General features: G+C 63.6%; 23 protein-coding genes. 14 read left to right on the top strand and 9 right to left on the bottom strand.

Features of this window, described 5'->3' with window-relative positions; translation table 11 throughout:
• On the bottom strand, positions 1-919 hold a 919-nt coding region (locus Q7U29_RS10925), incomplete at its 3' end, for a glutathione S-transferase family protein (protein WP_304741251.1).
• A gap of 102 nt (positions 920-1,021) precedes the next feature.
• Between Q7U29_RS10925 and Q7U29_RS10920 the strand changes: the two genes are divergently transcribed.
• Positions 1,022-2,806, top strand: coding sequence for an acyl-CoA dehydrogenase family protein (locus tag Q7U29_RS10920; protein ID WP_304741249.1), 1,785 nt, complete (start codon positions 1,022-1,024; stop codon positions 2,804-2,806).
• Between the two features lie 236 nt (positions 2,807-3,042).
• Positions 3,043-4,131, top strand: coding sequence for a Zn-dependent alcohol dehydrogenase (locus tag Q7U29_RS10915; RefSeq protein WP_304741247.1), 1,089 nt, complete (start codon positions 3,043-3,045; stop codon positions 4,129-4,131).
• A gap of 172 nt (positions 4,132-4,303) precedes the next feature.
• Here the strand turns inward: Q7U29_RS10915 and Q7U29_RS10910 are convergent, their stop codons facing one another.
• The 6 genes from Q7U29_RS10910 to Q7U29_RS10885 all read right to left on the bottom strand — a co-directional run bounded on the left by Q7U29_RS10910 (position 4,304) and on the right by Q7U29_RS10885 (position 11,726).
• Entirely contained in the window at positions 4,304-4,657 is a 354-nt protein-coding gene (locus tag Q7U29_RS10910; RefSeq protein ID WP_304741245.1) for a nuclear transport factor 2 family protein, read from the bottom strand.
• Positions 4,658-4,781: 124 nt separating this feature from the next.
• Positions 4,782-6,254, bottom strand: coding sequence for an amidase (locus tag Q7U29_RS10905; RefSeq protein WP_304741243.1), 1,473 nt, complete (start codon positions 6,252-6,254; stop codon positions 4,782-4,784).
• Positions 6,255-6,425: 171 nt separating this feature from the next.
• Complete coding sequence (mbfA, locus tag Q7U29_RS10900; protein ID WP_304741241.1) at positions 6,426-7,397, bottom strand: iron exporter MbfA; 972 nt, start codon at positions 7,395-7,397, stop codon at positions 6,426-6,428.
• Positions 7,398-7,549: 152 nt separating this feature from the next.
• The gene (locus Q7U29_RS10895; protein WP_304741239.1) at positions 7,550-8,704 is read right to left on the bottom strand and encodes an alpha/beta fold hydrolase; all 1,155 of its coding nucleotides are present in this window, start codon (positions 8,702-8,704) and stop codon (positions 7,550-7,552) included.
• Positions 8,705-8,827: 123 nt separating this feature from the next.
• A complete protein-coding gene (locus Q7U29_RS10890) occupies positions 8,828-10,372 on the bottom strand; it encodes an acyl-CoA synthetase (protein ID WP_304741237.1) in 1,545 nt (514 codons plus the stop codon).
• A gap of 181 nt (positions 10,373-10,553) precedes the next feature.
• Positions 10,554-11,726: an acetyl-CoA C-acetyltransferase gene (locus Q7U29_RS10885; RefSeq protein ID WP_304741235.1), complete on the bottom strand. Its 1,173-nt coding sequence runs from the start codon at positions 11,724-11,726 to the stop codon at positions 10,554-10,556.
• A 161-nt stretch (positions 11,727-11,887) separates the two neighbouring features.
• Between Q7U29_RS10885 and Q7U29_RS10880 the strand changes: the two genes are divergently transcribed.
• From Q7U29_RS10880 to Q7U29_RS10845, 8 genes are all read left to right on the top strand, one after another.
• Positions 11,888-12,562: a TetR family transcriptional regulator gene (locus Q7U29_RS10880; protein WP_304741233.1), complete on the top strand. Its 675-nt coding sequence runs from the start codon at positions 11,888-11,890 to the stop codon at positions 12,560-12,562.
• A gap of 69 nt (positions 12,563-12,631) precedes the next feature.
• Positions 12,632-13,390: an SDR family NAD(P)-dependent oxidoreductase gene (locus Q7U29_RS10875; RefSeq protein ID WP_304741231.1), complete on the top strand. Its 759-nt coding sequence runs from the start codon at positions 12,632-12,634 to the stop codon at positions 13,388-13,390.
• 144 nt (positions 13,391-13,534) lie between these two features.
• Positions 13,535-14,341 (top strand): enoyl-CoA hydratase/isomerase family protein, encoded by an 807-nt coding sequence (locus Q7U29_RS10870; RefSeq protein ID WP_304741229.1) that lies wholly within the window; start codon positions 13,535-13,537, stop codon positions 14,339-14,341.
• Between the two features lie 40 nt (positions 14,342-14,381).
• Positions 14,382-16,253, top strand: a complete 1,872-nt coding sequence (locus tag Q7U29_RS10865) for an AMP-binding protein (RefSeq protein WP_304741227.1) — start codon at positions 14,382-14,384, stop codon at positions 16,251-16,253.
• A gap of 169 nt (positions 16,254-16,422) precedes the next feature.
• Positions 16,423-17,550 (top strand): acyl-CoA dehydrogenase family protein, encoded by a 1,128-nt coding sequence (locus Q7U29_RS10860; RefSeq protein ID WP_304741225.1) that lies wholly within the window; start codon positions 16,423-16,425, stop codon positions 17,548-17,550.
• Between the two features lie 166 nt (positions 17,551-17,716).
• Positions 17,717-18,964 (top strand): acyl-CoA dehydrogenase, encoded by a 1,248-nt coding sequence (locus Q7U29_RS10855; protein ID WP_304741223.1) that lies wholly within the window; start codon positions 17,717-17,719, stop codon positions 18,962-18,964.
• Positions 18,965-19,108: 144 nt separating this feature from the next.
• Positions 19,109-20,353: an acyl-CoA dehydrogenase gene (locus Q7U29_RS10850; RefSeq protein ID WP_304741221.1), complete on the top strand. Its 1,245-nt coding sequence runs from the start codon at positions 19,109-19,111 to the stop codon at positions 20,351-20,353.
• An 87-nt stretch (positions 20,354-20,440) separates the two neighbouring features.
• Positions 20,441-21,130 (top strand): nitroreductase, encoded by a 690-nt coding sequence (locus Q7U29_RS10845; protein ID WP_304741219.1) that lies wholly within the window; start codon positions 20,441-20,443, stop codon positions 21,128-21,130.
• Positions 21,131-21,223: 93 nt separating this feature from the next.
• Here the strand turns inward: Q7U29_RS10845 and Q7U29_RS10840 are convergent, their stop codons facing one another.
• Together Q7U29_RS10840 and Q7U29_RS10835 are read right to left on the bottom strand one after the other, a co-directional pair.
• Positions 21,224-22,051: a universal stress protein gene (locus Q7U29_RS10840; protein ID WP_304741217.1), complete on the bottom strand. Its 828-nt coding sequence runs from the start codon at positions 22,049-22,051 to the stop codon at positions 21,224-21,226.
• Positions 22,052-22,315: 264 nt separating this feature from the next.
• Positions 22,316-23,116, bottom strand: a complete 801-nt coding sequence (locus Q7U29_RS10835) for an enoyl-CoA hydratase/isomerase family protein (RefSeq protein ID WP_370691734.1) — start codon at positions 23,114-23,116, stop codon at positions 22,316-22,318.
• A gap of 226 nt (positions 23,117-23,342) precedes the next feature.
• Here Q7U29_RS10835 and Q7U29_RS10830 point away from each other — a divergent pair, with 226 nt between their 5' ends.
• The 4 genes from Q7U29_RS10830 to Q7U29_RS10815 all read left to right on the top strand — a co-directional run bounded on the left by Q7U29_RS10830 (position 23,343) and on the right by Q7U29_RS10815 (position 25,438).
• Entirely contained in the window at positions 23,343-23,681 is a 339-nt protein-coding gene (locus tag Q7U29_RS10830; RefSeq protein WP_370691735.1) for a type II toxin-antitoxin system RelE/ParE family toxin, read from the top strand.
• Positions 23,682-23,683: 2 nt separating this feature from the next.
• The gene (locus Q7U29_RS10825; protein WP_304741213.1) at positions 23,684-24,010 is read left to right on the top strand and encodes a transcriptional regulator; all 327 of its coding nucleotides are present in this window, start codon (positions 23,684-23,686) and stop codon (positions 24,008-24,010) included.
• Positions 24,011-24,104: 94 nt separating this feature from the next.
• A complete protein-coding gene (locus Q7U29_RS10820) occupies positions 24,105-24,368 on the top strand; it encodes a BrnA antitoxin family protein (protein WP_304741212.1) in 264 nt (87 codons plus the stop codon).
• 146 nt (positions 24,369-24,514) lie between these two features.
• Positions 24,515-25,438, top strand: coding sequence for a DUF5655 domain-containing protein (locus Q7U29_RS10815; protein ID WP_304741210.1), 924 nt, complete (start codon positions 24,515-24,517; stop codon positions 25,436-25,438).
• The last annotated feature ends 155 nt before the right edge of the window (positions 25,439-25,593 follow it).

The following is a 25,593-nucleotide window of genomic DNA, read 5'->3' as shown; positions in this document are numbered from 1 at the left end:
TGGCGCGCAGCATCCCGAGCGAGCGCGCATGATATTTTTGCGGCTTCTGGGTCCAGACCTTGTCGCCGAGCGTGACGCTGAACTCCTCGAGTCCCTGCTTCAGCGCGGTTTCGTTGGCGAGCGTCCAGGGCCAGAAATGCTTGCCGACCTGCCGGACCAGAATCGGCATCAGGGTCGGCGCGAGTTCGGTCCAGCTCTCGAACGCGCCTTCCGCGCGCGGCCACAGCATGCGGTGCACCCAATCCAGCACATGCGGCGTGTTGCCTTCGATCAGGGCGCCGGCGGTTGGATCGGTCCACAGCTCGTAGAACTGGCCCCACAGGCCGAAGTCGCCGAATGCCGGCCGGCCGCCGAACAGATAGGGGCGGCTGGCGAGATGGCTGTCCAGCAGACCCAGCATCTCGACAAAGCCGGTCTCGATCTGCGGTGCGGTCATCTCGTTGGAGCCGACGAACCAGACCCGGTCGACCATGCGGACGCGCACCTGGGCCGCGAACGCCTCATGCTTCTCCTCGCTGGCGGCGGGACCCCGCATCCGCGCGATCCGCCCGGCCGAGGCGCGCTGATCGACGTCGCGCGCCCAGCGGTAGTGAAACATCCATTTGTTGCCCCACTCGTCGCCGAACTCCTCGATCAGCGCGGAGATGAAGTTGGCGACCGTGTCGCCGGGATGGATCGACGGCTCCGGATGGAGCTTCTCCATCGCGTCGATAACAGGGGTGGAATCCTGGATGCCAGTTCCCTCCGGCGTGATGACCAGCGGAATGATCGGCATTCTGGCGTATTTGTCGTATTCCGCCTGGCTTGCCGCATTGCGCAGCAGCCATTGATGCGGAATGGCCTTGTAGCGGAAATAGGAACGGATCTTGACCGAGTAGGGCGACATCTCGGCGCCGATGATGCGGTATCCCTCAGCCACAGGGTGATCCTCCAATTATGCTTGTTGACGGCGTCATCGCCTGCAGTATCGGTAGCTGGTCGATATCGTCAGGATATCGGGCGGAACGAACAAGAGTCAAAAATGCACCAGCCAGCCAGACAAAGCGAGTTAACGCTGCCCGCCGACCAGCCGGGCCTGCTCGCGCCGGATACGTCGGGCATGAATTTCTACCGCGCCGATCCTGCTCTGACGGACCTGCTGCGCATTCACCTGCCGTCACCGCTGCTTCGCCATATCGAGCCGCATCTCGACCGGCTCGGCGCGCTCGCCGGCGGTCATCTCGACGAATGTGCGCGGCTCTCCGACCGTCACACCCCGGTGTTGCACCAGCGTGACAAATTCGGCCGCGACGCGCAATGGATCGAATATCACCCGGCCTATCGCGAGCTGGAAGCCGCCGCGTTCGGCGAGTTCGGCATTCACGCGATGTCGGTCCGCAAGGGCGTTCTGGGGTGGCCCGACAAATATCCCGTGGTCGCCAAACACGCCTTCACGTTCCTGTTCAATCAGGCCGAGTTCGGGCTGGGCTGCCCGATCAACGTCACCGACGGCTGCGCCAAACTGCTTTCGAATTTCGGCAGCGACGCGCTGAAGGCGAGATATCTCGACGGATTGACGCAGACCGACATGAGCAAGCTCACGCAGGGCGGCCAGTTCATGACCGAGAAGGAAGGCGGCTCCGACGTCGGCACCCTGACCACCACCGCGGTGCAGGAGGGCGACCACTGGCGGCTAACGGGCGAAAAATGGTTCTGCTCCAATGCCGATGCGAAAGTCGTGATGCTGCTGGCGCGGCCGGAAGGCGCGGGGCCGGGCACCCGCGGCGTCGGCCTGTTCCTGATGCCGCGGACGCTCGATGACGGCACGCCCAATCACTACCGGATCGTCCGTCTCAAGGACAAGCTCGGCACCCGCTCGATGGCCTCGGGCGAGATCAAGCTGGAGGGCGCGATTGCGTACGCGGTCGGCAAGCTCGATCGCGGTTTCGTGCAGATGGCCGAAATGGTCAATTCGTCCAGGCTTTCCAACGGCGTCAAATCCACCGCGCTGATGCGGCGCGCCTATCATGACGCCATGACGGTGGCTCGCAATCGCGTGGTGTTCGGAAGCCGCATCGTCGACCTGCCGCTGGCGCGGCGGCAGTTAATGAAGATCATGCTGGCGACCGAGCAGGCGCTGTCGATGAGTTTTGTCACGGCCGACGCGCTGGACCGCGCCGAGGCCGGCAGCCAGGACGCGGCGGCCTTGTTGCGCATCCTGACGCCGACGCTGAAATTCCGCGCCACCCGCGACGCCCGCAAGGTCTGCGGCGATGCCCTGGAGATGCGTGGCGGCATCGGTTACATCGAGGAATTCGCCACCAGCAGGCTGCTGCGCGACGCCCATCTCGGCTCGATCTGGGAAGGCACCGGCAATATCGTGGCGATCGATGCGCTGAAGCGCGCGGTCGGCCGCCATGGCGCCGAGGCGGCACTGGCAGCCGACCTGCATGCCCGCCTCGACGACAGCGCCAGTGTGCCGCAGGCCTGGCGCAGCCGCTTGCGCGACCTTACCGACCGCGCCATCGGCTTTGCGCGCGAGGTCGCAAGCCGCATGGACAACGAGGCCGAGGCGCGGCGCGCCACCAGCCTGCTCTATCATGTCGCAAGCGCCGTCGCGCTGGCGTGGGAAGGCGGACGCATCCACGAGATGCGCGGCGATGCGCGCCGGCTGCTGCTGTCGCGGATGGTGATCGATCACCGGGTCGCGGCAGGCGATCCATTCCGACTCACGGAAAATGCTGCGCAGCGCGCCATCACCGGTCACCTGCTCGGCGATCGCGCGGTCGGGATGGCCGAGGTTGGCGAATTGATTTCGGCGGCGTAGGCTCGCTGCTGCAGCGAACGTCTCTTACCCTCCCCTGGAGGGGGAGGGTCGGCTCGCATGAGCGCAGCGAAATGCGAGACGGGGTGGGGTGACAGTCCTTCAACTCGGGCGGTGTCGGGGATGAAAGACCTTCACCCCACCCCGCCGCTCCTTTCAGTCGCGTCGACCCTCCCCCTCCAGGGGAGGGTAAATACCGTTCGTAACCAAAAAGAACACAACAAAACGAGGAAACCCCGATGAAGGCCGCCGTCCTGGTTGAAGTCAACAAGCCGCTCGTGATCGAGGACGTCAGCCTGCAGAAGCCGGGTCCGCGCGAGGTGCTGATCCGCACGTCGGTCGCCGGGCTGTGCCACTCCGACCTGCATTTCATGGAAGGGCTCTATCCGCATCCGCTCCCCGCGGTGCTCGGCCACGAGTCGGCCGGAATCGTCGAGCAGGTCGGTTCCGACGTCACCTACGTCAAACCCGGCGATCACGTGGTGACGTGCCTGTCGGTGTTCTGCGGCACCTGCGACAATTGCTCGACCGGACGGCCGGTGCTGTGCACCGACACCACGGTGAAGATGCTGCCCGGCGCCTCCAACCGGCTGTCATGGGCGCGCTCGGAGAAGCTGAACCAGTTCCTCAATCTGTCGTCGTTCGCCGAACAGATGCTGGTGCATGAGAACGCCATCGTCAAAATCCGCAAGGACATGCCGCTCGATCTGGCGGCGCTGATCGGCTGCGGCGTCATCACCGGCTATGGCGCAGTGGTCAACACCGCCAAGGTTCAGCCCGGCGAGACCGTGGTCGTGATCGGCTGCGGCGGTGTCGGCATGGCCGCGATCAACGGCGCCGAGATCGCCGGCGCCGGCCGCGTCATCGCCGTCGATACCAATCCGGCCAAGCTGCAGCTGGCGACAAAACTCGGCGCCACCGACATCATCGATCCCAGGAACGGAGACGTGGTGCAGCAGGTGCGCGACCTCACCAATGGCGGCGTGCATCATTCGTTCGAGGTGCTCGGCCGCAAGGAGACCGCGGAGCAGGCGTTTGCGATGCTCGCCCCCGGCGGCACCGCCACCATCGTCGGCATGATCCCGTTCGGCCAGAAGATCGAGCTGCACGGCTTCGACTTTTTGCGCGAGCGCAAGATCCAGGGCTCGTCGATGGGCTCCAACCATTTCCGCGTCGACATGCCCCGGCTGATTGAATTCTACATGCGCGGCAAGCTGCATCTGGAGGACTGGATCTCGGCCAAGCTGAAGCTGAGCGAGATCAACGATGGCTTCGCCGCGATGAAAGCCGGCAAGACCGTGCGCAGCGTCATTATGTTCGATGCGTGATCTTCATCCCTCCCCCCGCGCAGCGGGGGGGAGGGTGGCGCCTCGTGAGCGCAGCGAACGAGGTGACGGGTGGGGGGTGTCTCACAGAGCTCGCTAGCCGATAGACCCCCCACCCCGTCCTCCGCTTCGCTCCGGCCGACCCTCCCCACCGCTGCGCGGGGGGAGGGATAAATCACCTCGACACATGCGCCGACACCGCGAGCCAGCGGCCGTTCTGCCGGGCCCAGCAATCGGTGTAACGGCCGGAGCCCTGCTGCCCATCCGCCGTCGTGTAACGCGTCGCCGCGTGGATGATGGCAAAATCGCCCATCACGCGAATTTTCACGTCATGGGCTTCGAGATTCCTGATCGAGACCGGAATCGCGGTCTGCTTGAGGAATGCTGCGCGATCGACCAGCGACTTGTCGGGATTGGAGCAATAGAATTCGTCGGCGAGAATCTCGTCGAAGCGTTTGACGTCGGAATGCTGCACGGAATCGATGTAGTCGCGATTGAGACTGGTCAGTTCGGCAAGGTCGTCGCGCATGCTTCATCCTCCGGTCTCTCATTTTTCTCCGTCATTGCGAGCGCAGCGAAGCAATCCATACTTTCTTTGCGCGGCAACATGGATTGCTTCGCTGCGCTCGCAATGACGGTTCTCGGCAGTATACCTAATCATCAAACATCGGCGGCGGCACGAAGCCGCCGAATTCGCGCTCGATCAGCTCCGCCAGTTTCAGCGGCGTGCGGTCTTCCAGCCAGGGGCCGACGATCTGCACGCCAACCGGCAGGCCTTCGCCGGACAGACCGAGCGGGATCGCGGTGGCGGGCAGGCCGGGCAGGGTGGCGATCCCGGGCCACGCCAGCTGATCCACGTAGACGTGTTCCGTGCCGTCGATCCGGATGCGGCGGGCTTCCTGGTCCGGCGAATGATCATGCGGATAGGCCGGCGTCGGCATGATCGGGCAGATCACCGCATCGAACGACCTGAACAGCTCGCGCCACTGCGCGCGCAGCCGGGCGCGGGCGCCGTCGTCGAGCACCCAGTCGCGATGGCTTTGCGTCATGCCGCGCAGCCGCTCGGCGGCGAGGCTCCTGTTGTCGGCCTTCAACCGGGCGGCGCCGGCCTGCGCGCCGGCGATGGCCTCCGGCGGAAAGAACGCGCCGAGGAATCCCATCAGCATCCTCATGTATAGACGGGACGACTCCGCGAAATCGGGCAGCAGCGGGCTGTGCCGCGCGACGCTCGCGCCCGATTTGGCAAGGTTGCCTGCCAGTCTTTCGATCGCGCCGCGAACGTCCTTGTCGGAGGGCAGCACCGGATCGTTGTCGATCACCAGCACGCGAAAATCCTTCAGCGCGGTGTGACGTGACGGCGGCAGCGCGAGCCGGTAACCGACGCCATTGTCCAGCGGATCCGGTCCGGCCATCACGTCGAGCAACAGCGATAGGTCGGCGGCCGAGCGCGCCATCGGGCCGATCACCGCGAGGTCGCGTTCCATCGGAATCGGCGGGAACGGCGGCGGGGTATGTCCGCGCGGCGGCACGATGTTGTAGGTCGGCTTGTGCGCGTAGACGCCGCAGTGGAACGCCGGCACCCGCAGCGAGCCGCCGATGTCCGAGCCCAGAGACAACGGGCCGTAACCGGCCGCCAGCGCCGCCGACGATCCGCCGGAGGAGCCGCCGGGTGTGCGGCCGAGGTCGAACGGGTTGTTGGTGGTGCCGTAGATCTCGTTGTAGCTCTGCCAGTCCGCGAGTCCGACCGGCACGTTGGTCTTGCCGAGGATCACGCCGCCCGCCTGCTTGACGCGCGAAATCGACAGCGCGTCTTCGCTGGCCACAAAATCCTTCTGCGGCGGAAAACCCCATGTCGTGGGCAGCCCGGCGATATTGTAGGATTCCTTCACCGTCACGGGGATGCCGAGCAGCGGCCCCGTTTCGCCGCGCCCGCGCGCCGCGTCGGCGGCGCGGGCGGCTTCCAGGCCGCGGGCGAAATCGCGCACGCAGATCGCATTGATCTTGCCGTCGTGGCGCTCGATGCGGCCGATGGCGTCCTGCGCCAGTTCGACGGCGGAGACCTGCTTCGCTGCAAGGGCTGCCGACAATTCGGTGGCACTCTTGAAGCTCCATTGCGATTTGGCCAAGATGTTCTCCTGCTGATGTTGCCTGGCAGGGATGATGCGCAGTTTGCGTAGGAGCCGCAAGACGGGCGTCATGCATCAAAGCATGGTGCGAACCTCGGCCCGATGTTTGACGGAGGTCCTTTATGGCCTCTGCTCCTGGCAGGAATTGCCGGAGCTGGCGGAACGGTACTGCTACGCCCCGCCGATCAGGATCCCCACCGCGAGCACGATGGCGCCGCCGAGCACGATCTGGAATGCCGCCTGCATGAAGGGCGTGTCCATGTAGCGCGCGCGAATCCACGCAATTGCCCACAATTCGAAGAACACCACGATGCCGGCGATCGCGGTCGCGATCCAGAACGCGTTGGCCCATGTGTCCGGCACCAGATAGGGCATGGTGTGGCCGACGCCGCCGAGCGTCGTCATCAGTCCACAGGTCAATCCGCGCAGCCACGGCGACCCTCGCCCGGTCAGCGATCCGTCGTCGGACAACGCTTCCGCAAAGCCCATGCTGATGCCGGCGCCGATCGAGGCGGCCATTCCCACCAGAAATGTCGGCCAGTTCTGGTGGGTCGCAAAGGCCGCGGCGAACAGCGGCGCAAGCGTCGACACCGAGCCGTCCATCAATCCGGCCAGACCCGGCTGGACATATTGCAGCACGAACATGCGCCGGCGGGTTCGGTCCTCCTGCTCGCGCACGTCCGGGCTCAGGATCAGGTCGGTCAGTCTGGCGGCGACATTCTCGTGGCCTTTTTCCGCTGCCGCGAGATCGCCGAGCAGCCTGCGGACGCCGACATCCCGGGTCTGCTCGGCGGCCTTGACGTAAAACCGCTCGGCCTCGAACTCCATCGTCTCGGCTTCCTTGCGGATGGTGTCGAGCGACAGGTTCTTGGTCAGCCAGACCGGGCGGCGGCGCAGGAATCCCTTGACGTTCTCTCGCCGGATCGGCGGCAGGTTCTTGCCGAAACGCTGCTCGTACATCTCCAGCAGCATGTGGCGATGGCCCTTCTCCTCCTCGGCCATCTCCTCGAAGATCTTGGCCGATTCCGGATAACGCTCCGCGAGGTCTTCGGCGAAGCTCATATAGATGCGGCTGTCTTCCTCCTCCGCGGAGATCGCAACCGCCAGCACTTCGCGTTCGGTCAGATCGGCGAAATTCTTCACGGCGAAGCATTCTTTCTAGTTTAGAATAATTCTAAAAAAAGAATAGGCGGCGCATGTCACCGGGTCAATCGGGTTGGACCCATACTGTACATGGGGTTGTATTCGAAATTTTGTAGACGGCGCGAGGGCGCCGCATCCGGGCACATCCCGGTCTAGCCGGCAGCGCGGGCCGACTGTAAAAACGCCAGCAGCAGCCGGCTCACCTCGGCCGGCTGCTCCTGCTGCACCCAGTGGCCGGCGCCGTCGACCAGATGACAGCCGATCATGTTGGTGCAGGCTGTCTTCTGCATCGCCTCGAACACGCCGGGGCGCTGGTAGGTGCCCCAATCCTGCCGGCCGGAAATGAAGCACGAGGGAACATCGATGGTCCGGCCGGACCAGGTCTGCAATTCCGCGATGAATTCGCCCGAGGTGCCACAGCGGTACCATTGCAGGCCGCCCTGGAATCCGGTGCGGGCATATTCGGCGCTGTAGAAGGCGAGCTCGCGGTCGGGCAACCATTGGTTGGCGGCGATGGCTTCAGCGGAGGGCATTTCCCCGGCGACGGTTTCGGCCATGTCGCGGGCCAGATCCATCACGTAATAGGTCGGCAGCTTTGCAAGTTCGCTGGCGGTCCAGCCCTGCAGCTTGTAGGGCTTGTTGTCCTTCCAGTCGGCGCTCTTGTGATGATAGTAGCCGCGCAGGAAATCATGCACGCCCTGCGGGGCGCGGTGCATGTCGGCATTGGCCTGCCGCGTCGAGTAGTACCATTGATAATGTTTTCGCGGGCGCGGCAGCGCGGCGAGTTCGCGATGCACGGGATCTTCCGGCTTCGGCCTGGGCGGCGCATCGGCGGTATTGAACGGCAGTGGCGGCGGTCCGGCGAACGGCGCGCTCATCAGCGCGACCGAGCGGAACACGTCCGGCCGCACCAGCGCGCACCAGGCCGCGACCGAACTGCCGAAATCATGTCCGACCACCGCATCGACGCTGTTGTAGCCGAACGCCGCCACCAGCCCGAGCGCGTCGCGCACCAGGTTGAGCAGCCGGAACGAGTTCAGGTCGCCGTCGTAGCTCGGATCCCAGCCGGTGGTGCGGCCATAGCCGCGCTGGTCCGGCGCGATGACGTGATAGCCGGCGGCAGCCAGCGCAGGCATCACCTTGCGCCAGCTGAACGCCAGTTCCGGAAAACCGTGCAGCAGCAGCACGCAGGGCCGGCCGCGTGTCTCGAAGCCCGCTTCCAGCACATGCATGCGCAGGCCGTTGATGCCGTCGACATGGCGCGAGCGGATGGAAGAGGGCAGCGGGATGTCGGGGAGGGAGGTCATGCGATTTCCTCGTCATGGCCGGGCTTGTCCCGGCCATCCACGTCTCTTCTTTCCCAGAACTGTAAAGACGTGGATGCCCGGCACAAGGCCGGGCATGACGGAGTTTGTTGGAATGGGCGGTGATTACACCTTCACCGCCGCCTTCGGCCAATACTTGTCGCGCAGATGCCGCTTCACCAGCTTGCCGGTGGGGGTGCGCGGCAGTTCGGCCTCGAAGTCGATGCTCTTCGGGCATTTGATCGGCGACAGGTGCTTTCGGCAGAACACGATCAGCTCGGCCTCGAGTTCCTTGCCGGCCTTCGCCATGTCGTGCGGCTGCACCACCGCCTTGACCTCTTCGCCCATCTCCTCGTTCGGCACGCCGAACACCGCGACATCGGCGACGCCGGGATGGGTGATCAGCACGTCCTCGGTCTCCTGCGGATAGATGTTCACGCCGCCGGAGATGATCATGTAGGACTTGCGGTCGGTGAGATAGAGAAAACCCTCGCCGTCGAGATAGCCGACATCGCCGAGCGTCGACCAGCCCTTGTCGTTGTAGGCCTTCCGTGTCTTTTCGGGATCGTTGTGATAGGTGAAGACAGGCGCGTCGGCGAAATACACCGTGCCGATTTGTCCTGCCGGCAGTTCCGCATCATTCTCGTCGAGAATTTTGATCTTTCCGACCACGGCGCGGCCGACGGTGCCGCGATGATCCAGCCATTGCTGCGAGGTCGACACCGTGACGCCGTTGCCCTCGGAGCCGGCGTAGTACTCGATCAGGATCGGTCCCCACCATTCGATCATCTTCGCCTTGACGTCGACAGGGCAGGGCGCCGCGGCGTGGATCGCGCCCTTCAGCGAGGAGACGTCGTAGCGCTTGCGCACCTCTTCGGGCAGCTTCAGCATGCGCACGAACATGGTCGGCACCAGCTGCGACTGGGTGATCTTGTACTTCTCGACCAGCTTCAGGAATTCCTCGGCGTCGAAGGATTCCATGATGATGGAGGTGCCGCCGAGCGTGATTGCCATCATGTTGAAGCGCAGGGGAGCGGCGTGATAGAGCGGCGCCGGCGAAAGGTAAATGCTGTCGGCGCTCATGCCGCACATGCCGGCGCACAGGATCCTCAGGAACGGGTTCGGCAGGTCGATCGGATTGTGCTCGGATTCGCGCTTGATGCCCTTCGGCCGTCCCGTGGTGCCTGACGAATACAGCATGTCGTAGCCGGCGACCTGGTCCGCGATCGGCGTGGTTGGCTGGGCTGACGCTTCCTTGTCCCACGAGCGGAAGCCGGGCAGCGGCTCGTCGAGCATGTAGAACAATGGCTCGCCGGGCGCGCCGGTCACCAGCCCCTTGATCTGCTCGGCGCATTTCGGCGAGGTGATGACGAGCCTGGCGCCGCAATCCCTGATGATGTAGGCGATCTCGTCCTGGGTGAGATAGCGGCTGATCGCGGTGTAATACAGCCCCGAGCGCTGCGCCGCCCAGCAGATCTCCATGAACGCCAGCCGGTTCTCGATCAGGAACGCGATGTGGTCGCCTTCCTTCAGGCCCAGCGCGCGGAACAGCTGCGCGCCCTGGTTCGACAGTTCGTCGAGCTCGCGATAGGTGATCGCCTTGCCGGTGCCGGCCATCTGGTAGGCTATCTTGTCGGGTTGCGTGAGGGCGTGGATCGACGGATGGGTCATGGGGTTTCCTGAAGGTTTCATTCTTCCGTCGTCCCTGCGAACGCAGGGACCCATAACCACCGAATTCAAATGTTGAAACGAACTGGTGCTCCAGCCCGGTATCATCCCGAAGACCTGTGGCTATGGGTCCCTGCGTTCGCAGGGACGACACTGTTGTTGTTGCCGCTGTTGCGGCCTTCTCTTACAGCCGCTCGATGATCGTCACATTCGCCATGCCGCCGCCTTCGCACATGGTCTGCAGGCCGTAGCGCTTGTTGCGCTGCTTCAGGGCGTTGATCAGCGTGGTCATCAGCTTGGTGCCGGAGCCGCCGAGCGGGTGGCCGAGCGCGATGGCGCCGCCGTTGACGTTGAGCCGCGCCGGATCGGCGCCGGTGGTCTTCAGCCAGGCGGTGGGCACCGAGGCAAAGGCTTCGTTGACCTCGAACAGGTCGATGTCGTCGATCGACATGCCGGCCTTCTTCAGCGCGCGCTCGGTGGCGTGCAATGGTGCGTCGAGCATGATCACGGGATCGCCGCCCATCATGGTCATGTGATGGACCCGCGCCAGCGGCTTGACGCCGAGCGACTTCAGGCCGCGCTCGTTGACGACCATCACGCCGGAGGCGCCGTCGCAGATCTGGCTGGAGCTGGCGGCGGTGAGCTTGCCGTTCTCGACGATCAGCTTGACGCCGCGGATGCCTTCCAGCGTGGAGTCGAAGCGGATGCCTTCATCGATCGAATGGGTGTCGGTCGAACCGTCCGCCCGGGTGATCTGCAGCGGAATGATTTCATCCTTGAACTTGCCGGCCTGGGTGGCGGCGATGGCGCGCTGGTGGCTCTCATAGGAGAATTTATCGAGATCGTCTTTGGAGAGGCCGTATTTCTCCGCCATCATTTCCGCGCCGGTGAACTGGCTGAACACGATGTTCGGATACTTCTTCTCGATGCCGGGGCTCTTGGAGGTGCCGAAACCGTTCTTGGCCGGCAATTGCGACGACAGGCCCATCGGTACCCGCGTCATCGATTCCACGCCGGCGGCGATCACGATGTCCATGGTGCCGGACATCACCGCCTGCGCTGCGAAGTGCAGTGCCTGCTGCGACGAGCCGCACTGGCGGTCGACCGAGGTGCCGGGCACGCTTTCCGGCAGTTTCGAGGCCAGGATGGCGTTGCGCGCCATGTTGTTGGACTGTTCGCCGACCTGCATGACGCAGCCCATGATGACGTCTTCGATCTGGTCGGGAGCAGCGCCCGAGCGCTCGACCAGCGAATCCAGCACGGAAGCGGCGAGATCGGCCGGATGCCAGCCGGCGAGGCGTCCTCCCTTGCGGCCGCCTGCGGTACGTGCTGCGGCGACGATATAGGCCTCGGCCATGAGCGTTCTCCCTGATTGGTTTTGGGTGGGGTTTGAATGATGGCCGGGATTTAAGTGGCGCTGGGGGATTTAGTCAATCAATCAATTAACTCTTGAGTGCGGCCACGGCATCGGGTTATCTGCCCCCGGATTTCCGGCAGGCAGGACGCCCTGAGTAAGTCATGGAATCGCAGTTGAACACCAGCGTACCGACAAAGCTCCCGAGCGGAAAAAACTCGACGGCCGAGAAGCTTCTGGTCGCCGCCAGCGAGTTGATGATCGAGCGTTCCTCGATCGACGTCTCACTCAGCGACATCGCGCAGAAATCCGGCGTCAACGCCGCGCTGGTGAAATATCATTTCGGCAACAAGGACGGTTTGTTGCTGGCCCTGCTGGCGCGCGATGCCGCGACCGAGGTGGCGAACCTGGAATATCTGCTGGCGCAGCCGATCGCGCCGACCGCGAAGCTGAAGCTGCATATCGCCGGCATCATCCGTGCCTACCACCAGTTCCCCTATATGAACCGGCTGATCCATTATCTGCTGCATGAAAGCAGCGTGGATTCCGCCGACGAGGTCTCGAAATTCTTCGTCGCCCCGCTGCTCGATTTTCATCGCCGGCTGCTGGCCGAAGGCATCAAGGCCGGCGAGTTCCGCAGCATCGATCCGGTGCTGTTCTACACCAGCCTGATTGGCGCCTGCGACCATCTGTTCTTCGGCCGCCACGCGATGTCGCGCGCCACGGGCGTCGGGCCGGTCACCGACGAGGTTTGCCGCCAGTATATCAAGCACATGGAAGCGCTGATCTGCGGCGGCATGCTGACTACGAATGAATCGGCTGCCGCTGCAGCCGAATGACTTTGCTTCGAGACGACCAAGCCTAGAGAAGAAACGCCCAAGGAAAAGTTCAAGGAAAGGTTCTTACCCATGCAATTGAAAGACGTTGCCGTTCTCATCACCGGCGGTGGCTCCGGCCTCGGTGCCGCCACCGCGCGCGCCATGGCCGCCAAGGGCGCGAAAATCGGCGTGCTCGACCAGAGCATGGAGAACGCCGAGAAGGTCGCGGCGGAAGTGAAGGGTGTCGCCCTGCATGCCGATGTCACCGACGAGGCACAGGTCAAGGCAGCGATCGCCAAGGCCGAGGCGGCCCACGGCATCGCGCGCGTGCTGATGAACTGCGCCGGCATCGGCGGTTCGCAGCGCACGGTCGGCAAGGACGGCGTCTATCCGCTGGCCAAGTTCGTCCGTATCATCAACGTCAACCTGATCGGCACCTTCAACGTGTTACGCCTTTTCGCGGAGCGTCTCGCAACCGAAGCGCCGGTCGGCGAAGAGCGCGGGGTCATCATCAACACCGCGAGCGTCGCGGCCTATGAAGGCCAGATCGGCCAGATCGCCTATGCGGCCTCGAAGGGCGGCGTGGTTGGCCTGACCTTGCCGGCGGCCCGCGATCTCGCGAGCTTGAAGATCCGCGTCAACACCATCGCGCCCGGCCTGTTCCTGACGCCGCTCTTGATGGGATTGAACGAGGAAGCCCGCAAGAGCCTGGGCGCCCAGGTGCCGCATCCGGCGCGGCTCGGCGACGCCTCCGAATACGGCAATCTCGCGGTGCACATCGTCGAGAACCCGATGCTGAACGGCGAAACCATCCGCCTCGACGGCGCCATCCGCATGGCGCCGAGGTAGCCACCACTGTCGTCCCCGCGAACGCGGGGACCCATACTCCGCGGCGGTAATTGTTCGGAAGGTCTCTGCGACCATGCGAGAAACGAAACGGCACGGCGTATGGGTCCCCGCGTTCGCGGGGACGACGATGGTTGGGAGCGCTGCGTGACAAAACCGCTGCTGATCGAGCATGACGACGGGGTCGACCGGGTGACGCTCAATCGCCCGGAAAACCTCAATGCGCTCAACCCTGACATGATCGACGCGCTCAACGGCTATTTCGAAGGTCTGCAGCGCAACCGCGCCACCCGGGTGGTGGTGCTGAAGGGCGCCGGCGCCTCGTTCTGCGCCGGGCTCGATCTCAAGCACGCCATGGCGCGCCGCGCCGGGCAGCAGGAACCGCCCGGGGTGACCGAGTCGCTGGATTCGCAGCGCCGGATTGCCGACATCGTGCTGTTGATGCGGCGCTGCCCGCAGCCGATCATCGCGTTAGTGCAGGGCTCCGCCGCCGGCGGCGGCTTTGCGCTGGCGCTTGCCGCCGACATCCGCATCGCCACCAGATCTGCGCGGATGAACTGCGCCTTCATCAAGCTCGGGCTCGGCGGCTGCGACATCGGCACCAGCTATTTTCTGCCGCGGCTGGTCGGGGTCTCCGTTGCCTCCGAACTGATCCTGACCGGACGGTTCATCCATGCCGAGCGCGCGCTGGCAGTCGGACTGGTTTCGGAAGTCGTCGAGGAAGGCGGCCTCGATGCCGCGGCGGCACCTTATGTCGAAGCGATGATGACGGCATCGCCGGTCGGTTTGCGGCTGTCGAAGGAATGCCTCAACATGAGCGTCGATGCCGGCTCGATCGAGGCGGTTATCGCGATGGAAGACCGCAATCAGGTGCTATGCAGCCGCTCGGAAGATTTCAACGAGGGCATCAGGGCCTTTCTCGAAAAGCGAAAGCCTGTCTATATCAGGCGATAAGAAAGCGGTCGCAAAGGCCTGAATTCCGGGAGACGCAATAATGAGTGGGAACGCCGCCGCGGTGCTGACAAAACCGGCCTTTCGCAAGATCGAATGGCTGGCGCGCGATATCGCGGTCGAGCGGCGGCCCGACGGCGTCATCATCCTGAAGTCGCGGATTCCGCTGCAGCCGTACGAGAAGCACATTCCGGCCTCGCTGGCGAAGTGGGCCACGGAAGCGCCGAGCCGCATCTGGCTGGCGCAGCGCACAGGCGCCGACCGGCAATGGCGAAAAGTCTCTTACGGCGAAGCCAGGCAAATCGTCGACGGGTTGACGCAGGGCTTGCTCGATCTGAAGCTCGAGCCGGGCAGCCCGGTCGCGATCCTCTCCGGCAATTCGATCGAGCATGCGTTGATGACGCAAGCTGCGATGCAGGCACGGCTTCCGGCCGCCCCGGTATCTCCTGCCTATTCGTTGATGAGCCAGGACCATCTCAAGCTCAAATACCTGTTCGACCTGATCAAGCCCAGGGTGGTGATGGTGCAGGACGGCCCGGTGTTCGAGAAGGCGCTGAAGGCGCTCGATCTCAAAGGCGTTACCGTGGTGCATGTCGTGCGCCCCTGCGAAGGGATCGAGAGCGTATCCTTTGCCGATCTCGCGGCAACCCCGGTGACCAAAGAGGTCGAGCAGTCGGTCGCCGCGATCACGCCGGATACCGTTGGAAAGCTGTTGTTCACGTCGGGCTCCACCGGCATGCCCAAGGCGGTCATCAACACCCAGGAGATGATGTGTGCCAACGCGGCGATGATGATGCAGGTGCGGCCGCGCGATCCGAACGGCCCAATCGCGACCATGCTGGACTGGATGCCGTGGAATCACACCATGGGCGGCAACGCCGCGTTTCATCCGATCCTGGTCGACGGCGGTACGCTTTACATCGATGACGGCCGGCCGATACCCGGGCAATTCGACGAGACGCTGCGAAACCTGCACGATGTTTCTCCGACCTACTACGCCAACGTGCCGGCGGGCTATGCGGCGCTGGCGGCGGCGATGGAGAAGGATGATGCGCTTTGCCGCAGCTTCTTCAGGAATCTGACGGTCATGGCCTATGGCGGCGCGCGGCTGCCCGACGATCTCTACGACCGGATGCAGGCACTCGCCGTGCGCACCACCGGCGAGCGCATCGTGTTCTATACCGGCTGGGGCTCGACCGAGACCGCGCCGACCTCGACCGGAACCTATTGGGACACCGAGCGCGTCGGCCTCATCGGCCTGCCGTTTCCCGGCGTCGAACTGAAGATGGTGCCGTGCGGGTCGAAATACGAATTGCGACTGCGCGGCGTCAACGTCACGCCAGGCTATTTTGGCCAACCCGAACTCACCAGCAAGATGTTCGACGAGGAGGGATTCTACTGCATCGGCGATGCCGGCGTGTTCGTCGATCCCGCCGATCCCCTGCAGGGCATCATCTTCGCCGGCCGCGTGGTGGAAGATTTCAAGCTCACCACCGGCACCTTCGTTCATGTCGGCTCGTTGCGCACGGATGCGATTGCCGCCGCGACACCCGTGGTGCATGACGCGCTGGTCGCCGGACAGGATCTTGCGTTCGTCGGCCTGTTGGCCTGGCCGAACCTCCATGCATGCCGGCAGATTGTCGGCAATCCCGACGCGACCTTCGAAGATGTCGCGAAACATCCCGACGTGATCGCCTGCCTGAAGCGCGGGCTGGAGGCGCACAACGCGTCCTGCACGGGAAGCAGCATGCGGATCGCGCGCGCCATGCTGATGGTCGAGCCGCCCTCGATCGACGGCAACGAACTCACTGACAAGGGTTACATCAACCAGCGCGCCGGCCTCGAGCGCCGCGCGGCGCTGGTGGAGAAGCTCTACGCCGATCGTCCGGGAGAAGATGTGATCGTCTTGAATTGACCTATCAACGTCGTCCCCGCGAAAGCGGGGACCCATCCGCCGAGAATTATCGATGTCAGGTTGGAGCTAAATACAGATCAAACTCAAACGCCGGTGGCTATGGGTCCCTGCGTTCGCAGGGACGACGAAACAGAAGAATACACTCCTCACACTAGCCGAGTAACACGCCATGAACTTCGATTTCTCCGACGAACAAAAGCAGATGCGCGACGAAGCGCGGAAATTCCTCGCTGAAAAGTGCCCGCCCAAGGCGGTGCGCGCCGTGCTCGACGGCAATGCCAGCTATGACAAGGATCTGTGGAAGGGCCTCGCCGAGATGGGCTTTCTCGGCGTCGCGATCCCCGAGGAATTCGGCGGCGCCGGCGCTGGCCATCTCGAACTCTGCGTGATCGCGGAGGAAATGGGCCGCGCGCTGGCGCCGGTGCCGTTTTCGTCGACCGTGTATCTGGCGGCCGAGGCCATCCTGCTCGCCGGCAGTGCCGCGCAAAAGAAGAAGTGGCTTCCCGCGATCGCTTCCGGTGAAGCGATCGGCACGCTGGCACTGTTCGAAGGCAAGGGCAATCCGTCGCCCGAAGCGATCAAGCTCGCGGCCTCCGGCGGTATGCTGAATGGCGTGAAGAAGCCGGTACCCGACGGCGCCATCGCCGACTTCGCCGTGGTCGCCGCCCGCACCGGCTCGACCGGACGCGATTCCGACATCTCGTTGTTCCTCGTCGACCTGAAGGCCGGCGGCGTCGAAGCCAGGGCCCTGACCAACCTCGATCCGTCGCGCGGCCAGGCCGAACTCACTTTCAGGAACTGCAAGGCCGAGCCGCTCGGCGCCGCCGGCGAGGGCTGGAGCGTTCTTTCGCAAGTGTTCGACCGCGCCGCGGTGCTGATGGCGTTCGAACAGGTTGGCGGCGCCGACCGCGCGCTGGAGATGGGCCGTGATTATGCGCTCGACCGTATCGCCTTCGGCCGCCCGATCGGCTCGTTCCAGGCGGTGAAGCACATGCTGGCCGACATGTATGTCTCGGCGACGCTGGCGCGCTCGAATTGCTATTACGGCGCCTGGGCGCTCTCGACCAACGCCTCGGAACTGCCGGAAGCCGCCGCCGCCGCCCGCATCAGCGCGACGCAGGCGTTCCAGCATTGCGCCAAGAACAACATCCAGGTCCATGGCGGCATGGGTTTCACCTGGGAATTCGACTGCCACATGTACTACCGCCGCGCCAACGCCACCGCACTCGGGCTCGGCAGCCTGTCGTACTGGGAAGATCAGCTGATCGACCGCATGCGCAAGCGCAATGCGGCGTGAGTTTGTCGTCCCCGCCTAGTGCGCAATTGCGCACGTGGCGCGGGGACCCATACGCCGGGAATTCTCGATGAAAAGAAGCTGCCAAAGTCCGGAATAACATCAGGCGCCGGTGGCTATGGGTCCCCGCGTTCGCGGGGACGACGATAGAGTTTGGAGGACCACGTCCATGAACTTCGACGACACCCCGCAGGAAGCCGCGTTCCGCGCCGAGGCCAGGGCCTGGATCGCTGCCAACGCGCCGAAGCAGTATGAGGACGAGCTGAAAAAGTCCTCGCTCGGCCGAACTGCGCTGAAGGGCGCCAACATTCTCGAAGTGGCAAAGGTCTGGCAGAAGAAAAAGGCCGACGCCGGCTGGGCCTGCCTGCACTGGCCGAAGGAGTATGGCGGCCGCGGCGCCACGCCGATCGAGCGCGTGATCTGGCAGCAGGAAGAGGGTCCGTTCGGAAGACTCTCCGGCATCTTCATCATCGGCCACGGCATGTGCGGCCCGACCATGATGGCGTTTGCCGGCGAGGAGGAGAAAAAGAAGTATCTGCCTCCGCTGGCGTCAGGCGAAAAGGTCTGGTGCCAGCTGTTCTCCGAACCCGCCGGCGGATCCGACGTCGCGGGCCTGCGCACCCGCGCCGAAAGGAACGGCGACGACTGGATCATCAACGGCCAGAAGATCTGGACCTCGGGCGCGCATTATTCGGACTACGGCATCCTGCTGACGCGCACCGACCCCAATGTGGCCAAGCACAAGGGCCTCACCATGTTCTTCCTGGACATGAAGAGCCCCGGCGTCGAGATCAAGCCGATCAAGCAGGCCAACGGGGCGTCCGACTTCAACGAGGTCTATTTCACCGACGTGAAGATCCCCGACAGCCAGCGGCTCGGCGCCGTCAATGACGGCTGGAACGTGTCGCTGACCACGCTGATGAACGAGCGGATGTCGATCGGCGCCGGGGTGTCGACCGGCTTCCCGGAATTGTTCGAGTTCTGCAACAGCCTGATGCTGGACGACGGTCCCGCCATCGAGGACCGCAATGTGCGCTCGAAACTCGCTCATTGGGCGGTGAAGGCGAGCGGGCTGAAATACACCAGCATGCGCGCGATTTCGGCGCTGTCGAAGGGCCAGCGTCCGGGGCCGGAGAATTCGATCGGCAAGCTGGTGGCGGGTTCGATGATCCAGGACGTCGCGGCCTATGCGCTCGACCTTCAGGGCGCCGCCGGCGCGCTTGTTGGAGCCGAGGACGCCGAGGCGACGGGTAAATTCCAGGCGATGCTGTTGCGCGCGCCCGGCACCCGCGTCGAGGGCGGCACCGACGAGATCATGCGCAACATCATCGCCGAGCGCGTGCTCGGCCTGCCCGGCGATATCAGGGTCGACAAGGACGTGCCGTTCAACAAGATACCGACCAGGGGACGGGGATAAACACAGACCTCATCCTGAGGAGCCGCGCGAAGCGCGGCGTCTCGAAGGATGGGAGCAAGCTCACGGTTCGAGACGGCGCAAGAGCGCCTCCTCACCATGAGGTCGAGAGAGCGCATACTGGAATCAAACGTTGAGAGGCTCGCCATGAATTTCGATGACACCCCGCAGGAAGCCGCGTTCCGCACCGAGGCCCGGCAATGGATCGCCGCCAACGCGCCGAAGCAGTACGAGGCGGAACTGTCAAAATCCTCGCTCGGCCGCATCAGCCTGAAGAAGGACGACATCGTCGACGTCGGCAAGGCCTGGCAGAAGAAGAAGGCCGAGGGCGGCTGGGCTTGCCTGCACTGGCCGAAAGAATATGGCGGCCGCGGCGCCACGCCGATCGAGAAGGTGATCTGGCAGCAGGAAGAGGGCGTCTACGGCAAGCTGACGCAGCCGTTCCAGATCGGCGAGGGCATGTGCGGCCCGACCGTGATGGCGTTCGGCAGCGAGGAACACAAGCGTCACTACCTGCCGAAGCTCGCCTCCGGCGAACAGATCTGGTGCCAGCTGTTTTCGGAGCCGGCCGGCGGGTCCGACGTCGCCGGCCTGCGCACCCGCGCCGAGAAGCAGGGCGACAACTGGATCGTCAACGGCCAGAAGATCTGGACCTCGGGCGCGCATTATTCCGACTACGGGCTGCTGATCACCCGCACCGACCCCAACGTGCCGAAGCACAAAGGCCTGACGATGTTCTTCCTCGACATGAAGAGCAAGGGCGTGGAAGTGCGCCCGATCAAGCAGGCCAACGGCATGCAGGAGTTCAACGAGGTCTATTTCACCGACGTGGTGATTCCGGACAGCCAGCGCCTCGGCAATGTCGGGGACGGCTGGAACGTGTCGCTGACCACGCTGATGAACGAGCGCATGTCGATCGGCTCGCGGCTGGCCACCGGCTTCCCCGAAATGTTCGAATTCTGCTCCAGTCTGATGACCGAGGACGGTCCCGCGATCGAGGATCGCGCCACGCGTTCGAAGCTCGCGAGCTGGGCGGTGAAGGCGAGCGGGCTGAAATACACCAGCTACCGCGCGGTGTCGGCGCTCTCCAAGGGGGAGCGCCCGGGTCCGGAGAATTCGATCGGCAAGCTGGTCGCCGGCGTCATGCTGCAGGACATCGCGGCCTATGCGATGGATCTGCAGGGCGCGGCCGGCGCACTGACGGGCGCCGCGGAGGAGGAAGCGGCCGGCCAGTTCCAGCAGATGCTGCTGGGGGCGCCCTCGATGCGCATCGCCGGCGGCACCGATGAAATCCTGCGCAACATCATCGCCGAGCGCGTGCTCGGCCTGCCCGGCGACATCCGCGTCGACAAGGACGTGCCGTTCAACAAGATCCCGACCAGGGGAAGATAGCTCATGTCCCGGACGCGGTGCAGCGCACCGCTTCGCGGCTCACGCTGCGTCCGGGGCACGAATGTGAATCACCAGAAAGCCGTATCCATGACATCGCAACAAGACCGTGTCGGCGTGCTCGAGGAGCTCCTGAACGAGCGCTATTCCGTCCGCGCCTTCTTAGCCCAGCCGGTCCCGCGCGAAACCATCGATCATGTCCTCACCATCGCGCAGCGCACTGCGTCCTGGTGCAACAGCCAGCCGTGGCAGGTGCTGATCGCGAGCGGCGAGGCCAAGGAGCGGTTTCGCAAATTGATCTATGCCGAGGCTGCTTCCGGCGCCGGGGACGGCCATGATTTTCCGCCGCCGCGCGAATATCTCGGGGTCTATCAGGAGCGCCGCCGCGAGAGCGGCTTCCAGCTCTACAACACGCTCGGCATCGCCAGAGGCGACAAGGCGGCCTACGGCAAGCAGGCGCTGGAGAACTACAATTTCTTCGGCGCGCCGCATGTCGCCATCATTCATACCGACGAGCCGCTCGGCGTCTACGGCGCGGTCGATTGCGGCGCCTATGTCGGCAATTTCATGCTGGCCGCCCAGGCGCTCGGTCTCGGCACCATTCCGCAGGCCGCGCTGGCGCGGCATTCCGGATTGATCCGCCGCCACTTCAAGCTCGGCGACGACCGCAAGGTGGTTTGCGGCATTTCATTCGGGTTCGCCGACAACGCGGCCAGGGTCAACAGCTACCGGACCTCGCGCGCCAGCATCGCCGATACCGTCACGTTTTTCGACGAATAATCTTCTCCCCTCCCCACCACGCGCAAGAGCGCGCGGGGAGAGGGGAGAAGGAGGAAAGAAAGCGCGTTGGCCTCGGACAAGCTCGACAGCATTCTAATGCGAGAGCAGGATCGGCAGCGGCGGCTTCGACAGCAGGCTGCGGGTCGCGCCGCCCAGCACGAACTCCCGCCACTTCGAATGTCCGTAGGCGCCCATCACCAGCAGGTCGGCGTTTTGCGACGAGGTGTAGGAGACGAGGACCTCGCCGATCGGACGGCCCTTGGCATCGACCTTGTCCAGCACGACATCGATTCCGTGCCGGGAAAGATTCTTGGCCAGCTCTTCGCCCGAACGCTTGGTGCCCAATGCCTTCTCGTTGTCGACCGTCACGATCCGAACCTGCTTCGCCAGTTCGAGAATCGGCAGGGCGTCCGATATGGCGCGCGCGGCCGCGCGGCTGAAATCCCAGGCTACCGCGACGGTTCCGACCTGGAACGGCCGGCGGCTCGGACTTACCGGCAGGATCAGGGTCGGTTTGCCCGATCCGAAAATGACCGATTCGGCGTACCATTGATCGGATGACGCGGGCAGGATGGTCAGGTCGCGAAGCCGCGCATATTCCACCAGCAGGTCCGGAATTTCCAGCGTGAGGCATTTCTCGAAGATGGCTTCGTGCAGGATGCCGGCTTTTGTCGCCGCCGCATCGAACGCGGCCAGCAGTTCATGGGCGCTCTTCCGGCTCTTGGCGACTTCGCCGGCAATCATTCCATCGACCATCGGGGCCGAGATGAAGTGCCCCGGCAACTGAACGTGGGTCTCGCAGGCAATGGCGGCGAGATGCGCGCCGAGTGTGGCGGCGACCGCCACCGCATCCTCGACCACCGACACCGGTGTCGGATCCGGGTAACTGTTGAGCGCGACAAGAATATCTTTGAACGGCATGAATGTCTCCTATCGAGCCTGACAGTAGATGGTTTCGGTGAGTGGACAGGTTGATCTAGCTCAATTGAGCGAACCGCCCAAGTCTGATTGTACGACATCAAGTCTGATTGTACGACATCAAGCCTGATTGTACGACATCAAGCCTGATTGTGCGACATAACGGCTCAGAAGATCGCGCTCGTGTCCCGGACGCGGCGCAGCGCTCTCCCGGCGATGCGAAGCATCGTCCGGTGCGCTGCTCCGCAGAGCCGGGACCCGCATCCGCTAGAATTTCGGCGGACGCTTTTCCGAAAACGCCCTGATGCCTTCCTTGATCTCGGCGCCGCGCATGCTGTCGCGGGCGCGACGGTCGGCGGCCTCTTCATCCAGCCGGCCGTGGGCGAACTCGTTGATGGCGCGTTTCATGCCGCGCATCGCGACCGGCGCGTTGCCTGCCAGCACCGCGGCCAGCCTGTCGACTTCCCGGTCCAGCGCCCCTGATGGCGCCATCGCGGTCAGATAGCCGATCCGCAGCATCTCCGCGGCGTCGATTTTCTCGGCGGTCAGGAACAGCTTTCGGGCGTTGTCGGCGCCGAGCCGCGAGACGTAGCGTTTGATTCCGCTCTTGTAGTAATGCAGGCCCAGCCTTGCCGCCGGCATGAACATCTCGCAGCTGTCGACGCCGATGCGGAAATCGCAGGCCAGCGCCAGATCGGTGGAGCCGCCATAGACCCCGCCATTGAGCCGGCAGATAGTCGGCACCGCGAGGTCCTCGAGCCGGTTGACGACGACCTCGAACGCCGATCCGGCCGTCTGCTCCTCCGGAGCACCACTGGCGCGCTCCGCGATCGAGCCGAGGTCGTAGCCGGCGCTGAAGGCGCGTCCGGTGCCGGTGAGCACCAGCACCCTGATTTCAGGATCGGCCTCGATCCGGTCGAACAGCGCCATCAGGGCGTCGAGGTCGTCGGGCTGCAGCCGGTTCAGATGTTTTGGGCGGTTGAGGCGGATGGTGGCGCGGGGGCCGGCGATATCGAGCAGTGGCGTGCTCGCGGCTTCCTCGGCCGCTTCCGGCATGGGCGTGTTCATCACGGCTTCTCCGTTACGTGGTCTTTTCCATGACGTGGTGGGGGGCGGCCGTCAACGAGGCGTGGAAGTTACCTCAACCGAAGCCGTGATCGTCCGGGCAAAAATGGTCGATGGGATGTCGTGCTGCCCATGGGTTGCACTATACATGCCGTGCATGACCCGCTGATCCTCAAATCGCTCCAGCCGGAAACGCGCTTGCATATAGTAACATAAGTGATACCATATGATCCGGATCGAAGAATTCCTCACCGAGGAGGATATCAGTCCTTTCAGGCGATGGTTCGATGGTTTGGATCATCAGGCCACGGCCTGGGTAACCATTGCCATCGATCGGCTTGGCGAGGGCAATACCTCGAACGCGAAAGCGCTCGGCGAAGGGGTCTCGGAACTGAGGATCGATCGGGGTCCCGGCTATCGCGTCTATTTCGGCTGGGACGGCAAGGTACTGGTAATACTGCTGGGGGGCGGCACCAAAAAGCGACAGCAGAACGATATTGAGGCGGCGTTGCGCCACTGGCGCAGCTACAAGGCGCGCAAGGCCGCCGAACGGCCCAGGAGGAAGTGACCATGCCCCTGACCAGGAGTTTTCGCGAGACCGTGCAGGCGCGGGCGCGTCGCGATATCAAATTTCGGCAGGCCTTGCTCGCCGAAGCCATGCAGGCGCTGCTCGATGGCAATCTGGAAGAGGGGCGTGCGGCGCTCCGCTCCTGCATCAACGCCACGATCGGTTTTGAAAAACTCGGCGCCGCGCTCGGCCGGTCGCCGAAGAGCCTGATGCGAATGTTCGGACCGTCAGGCAATCCCACGGCTGAAAACCTGCTTGGAGTTATCAGCGTTCTGCAGCAGGAGGCGGGCGTCCGTTTGCAAGTACGCGCTGTGGCCGACGCGGCCTGACGGAAGCCCGTCACGCAAGTCCATCCTTTTCGCAAGGCCAGTCGACGCGAGGTTCGCTATAATGCCGAAAAAACCTGAAACCAGGAGGCCGCCATTGACCGGCGCCGATGGCGAAGTCCGCCAGTTGACCAAGGCCGATATCGCCCGAATGCGTCCGGCGGGCGACGTGCTGCCGGCGGAGTTGCTGGCCGTGCTGCTAAAGCGCCGGCCGGGGCAGCGCGGGTCGCAGAAGGCGCCGACGAAGAAGCAGATCACCTTGCGGCTGGACGAACGTGTCATCGATCACTACCGCACCCAGGGCGAAGGCTGGCAGTCGCGGATCAACGACGATCTGAAGAAACTGACCGGCGCGAGGTGACGGGCGGGCATCTCGCCGCCGCCGAAATCGTCCGGCACATCGCCCGTCGGCCTCGCCAAAGGCCGGGAGGACCTTCGAGCTCGCCTCAGGCTAGACTTCGCCTAGAAGTTGATTATGAATGAATCCGCGCTTGGCGAGGGGCCGACATGAGCGATATCAAACTCTTTCGCATCGGCACCGGCACGGTCAATGAGTTGACCGGCACCACAGACACGATCGAAAAGTCGGTTCAGACTCTGTTCGAAAAGAATCTGGAATCGCTGCTCGGTGTCCGCTTTCTCGCCAGTGAGTTTACGACGACCAATGGTGGACGCATCGATACGCTGGGGTTGGATGAAAATGGCTGCCCAGTCATACTCGAATACAAGAGAGCCTCGAACGAAAACGTTATCAATCAAGGGCTTTTCTATCTCGATTGGCTGATGGATCACCGCAAAGACTTCCAGTGGATGGTGATGGAGAAGCTAGGCAAGAAAGATGCTGAGGGAGTCGACTGGTCTGCGCCACGCTTGATCTGCATCGCCGGCGATTTCAACAGATACGACGATCATGCCGTCAAGCAAATACAGCGCAACATTGAGCTTATCCGCTACCGTCGGTTCGGACCTGAATTGTTGATGCTCGATCTTGTCGCCGCGACCTCGGCAAAAGGTTCGCCGTCTATTGCTGGAGCAACACCGAGCGGCGACGGAGCCGGCGCAGCGCCCGGAAAATACAAAACAATCAGTACTGTCATTGAAGAACTCGATGCCGCTATGATCGACCGGTTGGAGGCACTGCGTGCCTCGCTGTTGGCATTCGGCGACGATGTTCAGGAAGCAACGCTTCGACTGTACATCGCTTTCAAGCGGATCAAGAATTTCGCCTGTGTGGAATTCCGGCCGACGACAGCCAAAATACTAATGTTTGTTAAAGTTGACCCCACGAGTGTTCAACTTGAAGCGGGCTTCACGCGCGATGTTTCAAATATTGGCCATTTCGGGACGGGGGATCTGGAAATCACGCTCTCTAAGCCGGAAGACCTCGAACGCGCGATGCCACTGATCAGACGCAGCTATGAAGCTTCCTGAATGGTCTTGTCAAAATAATTTCCGATTTTCAGAAATTTTCCTTGACTCCTCCCCCAAATCACCCGCACATTCCCGTCCATCCCGGCCCTTTCAGAGGGGCGTATCATGATCGTCACGAAACGTGGGTCGGGGATGCGGTGGACGCGGCGGTGTCG

The organism is Bradyrhizobium sp. (assembly GCF_030654605.1).
Taxonomy (GTDB): domain Bacteria; phylum Pseudomonadota; class Alphaproteobacteria; order Rhizobiales; family Xanthobacteraceae; genus Bradyrhizobium.
Note: the sequence above shows the minus strand (reverse complement) of the source record. Positions and strands in the feature narration are given on the sequence as shown.